General features: G+C 57.0%; 5 protein-coding genes and 1 pseudogene. 5 read left to right on the forward strand and 1 reads right to left on the reverse strand.

All coding sequences use genetic code 11. The annotated features are described in order from the left end of the window. Nucleotides 1-172 precede the first annotated feature (172 nt). The 5 genes from JHD67_RS21160 to JHD67_RS21180 all read left to right on the forward strand — a co-directional run bounded on the left by JHD67_RS21160 (nucleotide 173) and on the right by JHD67_RS21180 (nucleotide 2,852). Nucleotides 173-439 carry a hypothetical protein gene (locus JHD67_RS21160; protein ID WP_199101120.1) on the forward strand — a complete coding sequence of 89 codons (267 nt, stop codon included), beginning with the start codon at nucleotides 173-175 and terminating at the stop codon, nucleotides 437-439. A gap of 478 nt (nucleotides 440-917) precedes the next feature. Beyond that, nucleotides 918-1,259 (forward strand): hypothetical protein, encoded by a 342-nt coding sequence (locus tag JHD67_RS21165; RefSeq protein WP_199101121.1) that lies wholly within the window; start codon nucleotides 918-920, stop codon nucleotides 1,257-1,259. 93 nt (nucleotides 1,260-1,352) lie between these two features. Next, nucleotides 1,353-1,826, forward strand: coding sequence for a hypothetical protein (locus tag JHD67_RS21170; protein ID WP_199101122.1), 474 nt, complete (start codon nucleotides 1,353-1,355; stop codon nucleotides 1,824-1,826). Between the two features lie 94 nt (nucleotides 1,827-1,920). Then, nucleotides 1,921-2,109 (forward strand): hypothetical protein, encoded by a 189-nt coding sequence (locus tag JHD67_RS21175; protein WP_199101123.1) that lies wholly within the window; start codon nucleotides 1,921-1,923, stop codon nucleotides 2,107-2,109. An 80-nt stretch (nucleotides 2,110-2,189) separates the two neighbouring features. After that, on the forward strand, nucleotides 2,190-2,852 hold the full coding sequence (locus tag JHD67_RS21180; protein WP_199101124.1) for a phytanoyl-CoA dioxygenase family protein: 663 nt from the start codon (nucleotides 2,190-2,192) through the stop codon (nucleotides 2,850-2,852). Between the two features lie 41 nt (nucleotides 2,853-2,893). Here JHD67_RS21180 and JHD67_RS21185 read toward each other — a convergent pair. Then, a pseudogene (locus tag JHD67_RS21185) lies at nucleotides 2,894-3,013 on the reverse strand (IS30 family transposase); the annotation flags it as partial.

Genomic DNA, 3,013 nt, shown 5'->3' on the forward strand with positions numbered 1-3,013 from the left:
CACGGGGTGGTCGTCTACTACTCCGAGGACGAGGTATCCCAACTGCGCGATCTTTGGATGGGTGGGGCACTCGTTGGTATCGTGGGTGGGCTGATACACAAGTACAGCAAGTGACCGCTTCCGACCCAGAACGGACATTTCGGCTGCAATCCCAAAGGGGGCAAGGGGCGTCATGGCATGGGAAGAAAGGTATGGGGGAATCTGGAATCTGTCCCTTCGTCAGGGCGACTCGGTGCTGTTCGAGCGCTACCTGCCGGACCTGGAGCTGGTGACAGTGGTCGTGAATCGGGCTGACGGACTATTGTCGGCTTCCGTTCTGAAGAAAGGACACGATCGGCAATGGCGCCTGCCTTTCTGGAGCACTGCGGAAGCGCCCGCCGTTGTCGAGACGATGGCCGACGCAGACAGGTACTTTGAGGCGGCGATTAGCCGCGAGTAGAAGGTCCGCTTCCGACCCAGAGCCGACCTAATAGGGGAGAAGAATGAGCGCAGGTCAGATAGGGACGCCCGAGGGCCGTAGCTTTGAGGCCAAGCTGACGCCGTTGATGGCTGATTTTCGTCTACGGCACTCCCTGGTGCCGGTAAGAGACGTCCAGTATTTTGACGTCGATCCGAAGGGGGGCGGCCGTCTATTCCTCGCATTCTTCGAATCTTCGACCTTTATGCTAAAGGTTCGGACAGTTGATGGTGCCGCCGATGTCCTAGTTGGGCCGCCGGGAGCTCCCTTAGAGTGGGAGGACGATAGCTGGCTCTGGCCGACGCAGGTGTCTCGCTTAGCAATCGAGAATGCGCCCTATATTGTGAACTGATCTCGCTGAGGGACCAATTGAAGGACGCTGGTTTCGTCTAGCTATAGGGTCCGCTTGCGACCCGAGCGGATAGATTTGAAAAGGTGTAGCCGAGCAAGCCGGGGGCGTATGAAGCGGCAGTTTGAACGTGCGGGGGACCTGCGAGCGCACATCTCGACCATGGTTCTTTGCTGTGGGAGAGGGTTTCCGGCGGTTGGCGAATACCGGGGAGATCTCGAAAAGGACACGGATCTCGCCTTTCAGGAGCTACGAAGTGGCCGTGCTCTGCTCGCGAAGAAGGTCAAGGACGAGGCGAAGATTCACCAGATCGATCAGCTGATTGAAGATTCGCTCGCAGCCTACAAGCAAGGCGATCGAAAAAAGGGAGCGTTCCTTCTTCAGGACATACTGGATGTTGCCTTTCCTCGGCGCTTCATAGAGTACGCGGCGAGGAAGGGTGAGCCGCTGTAAAGAACGCAGGCTAGGTGTCCGCTTCCGACCCATAGCGGACATAAACCACACTTCAAAACGTATGACTGAATGGGCACTGCCACGGAGAGCACGATGCGGTCATGGCTAGGTATGGTTCTATTGGTAATACTCGCAACCAGCACCGAGGTGCGATCCGCTGATGATGGAAAAATTTCCCTCTACCTGGAGTGCTCCAAGGAGACGCCGTCGTCGGCAGAGCTTTGGCTCAAGGATGTTTCCATCCAACAAAGTGGCCCGTCGAAAGTCTGTGCTGACAGAAGATATGCCGTGGCAGGCGTTTACGTCGAGTCAATCGACTTAAGGGAGGTGCCATCGATGGGGACTTATGCCTTGTCTATTGGCGTAGATAAGAAGCGATCCGATGAACTGTATGCGTTCTCGAGCAAACCTCACGGAAGGGCCGTGATTCTTGAGAAAAGTGGTCGTTGCATTGATCTTGCTCTTATCGGGGCACCCATTAGGAATCCTATTTTTCTGGGTGTACCGAATAAGGATGCTGGAGAGCGACTCGGCAACCTCATCTTTGGCGCCTCGGGTAAGCCCTAAAGATAGCGCGATCGAGCCGGCCGAGCCCTCTTGTTGCAAGGGGCCAAAATGTCCACTTTCGACCCGAAACGGACCTAAGCAATAGGGGAAATCAATGAGTGAGGCCATCGACGTCCGGCTATCACCGGACGAGCTTAGGTACGTGATCGCATGCGGCGCAGCGCTGGCCCAGAACGTCCCGGAAAGCTCTCTGCCAACCTACTGCCATTTCAACAAGGCGCAGATCATCGAGTTTTCCGTGCGAATGCGCGCTCAGCTCGATGACGCCGGATACGATATCTAAACCGTCCGCTTCCGACCCGAAGCAGACATTTTGTTCTGGTGCTACAGCGGCTGAGCCCATAAGCGATTCAAGGGGGTAAAGTGAAGTTTCAAGAAGACGGCTTCACCATCCTTCCAGACGCCATATCGCTGGCGGCATGCGATGAGCTGATTGCAGCTATCTCAAGCCGAGACCTAGCCAAGGCTGGGTCTCGGGGTCTTCTTGGTTACAAGGTGATAGCCCATACGGCTGATGTACTGCGTCAGCGGCTTCTTGGTCTGGGATTGCTTGGTGAGCAGCATCGTCCAGTCCAGTGTTCCCTGTTTGCAAAGGGAGATGGCGTGAGCTGGTCGGTGACGCCACATCAGGACCTGAGTGTTCCCGTAGCCAACCGCGTTGATGTCCCCGAGTGGGGTGGCTGGTCGAGGAAGGAGAGCCTCTGGTTTGCACAACCTCCGGCGGCGTTCCTTGAAGACCTGATTGCCGTGCGACTTCAACTGGACGCGAATGCGTCCGAGACGGGGCCGCTTGAGGTTGTTCCCGGAAGCCATGTGTTGGGGCGGCTCGCCAGTGCCTCGGTCAGCAAGCACGCGGAGCACAGGGTCAAGTGCGTGGTACCGCGAGGCGGTGTATTGATCATGCGGCCCTTGCTGATCCACTCGTCCGGTAAGCCACTCTCCCCGTTGCCGCGCCGCGTCCTTCACTATCTTTACGGCCCCTTGTTGCCGACTGGATTGGCGTGGCCATCGACGGAATCAGTGTGAGGGGGAGCTAACAAATTTGACGTCCGCTTTCGACTGCGACTTCAGCCGGTCATTGCAACACATTGCTGGAATCGCTCGGCCGGCGTTTCGAAGTTCAACGTCTGCCGGGGCCGCTCGTTCAATCGACGGGCAACGGCATCAAGCTTCGCCTGAGAATACAC

The organism is Dyella sp. ASV21, from assembly GCF_016428975.1.
Classification (GTDB): Bacteria; Pseudomonadota; Gammaproteobacteria; order Xanthomonadales; family Rhodanobacteraceae; genus Dyella.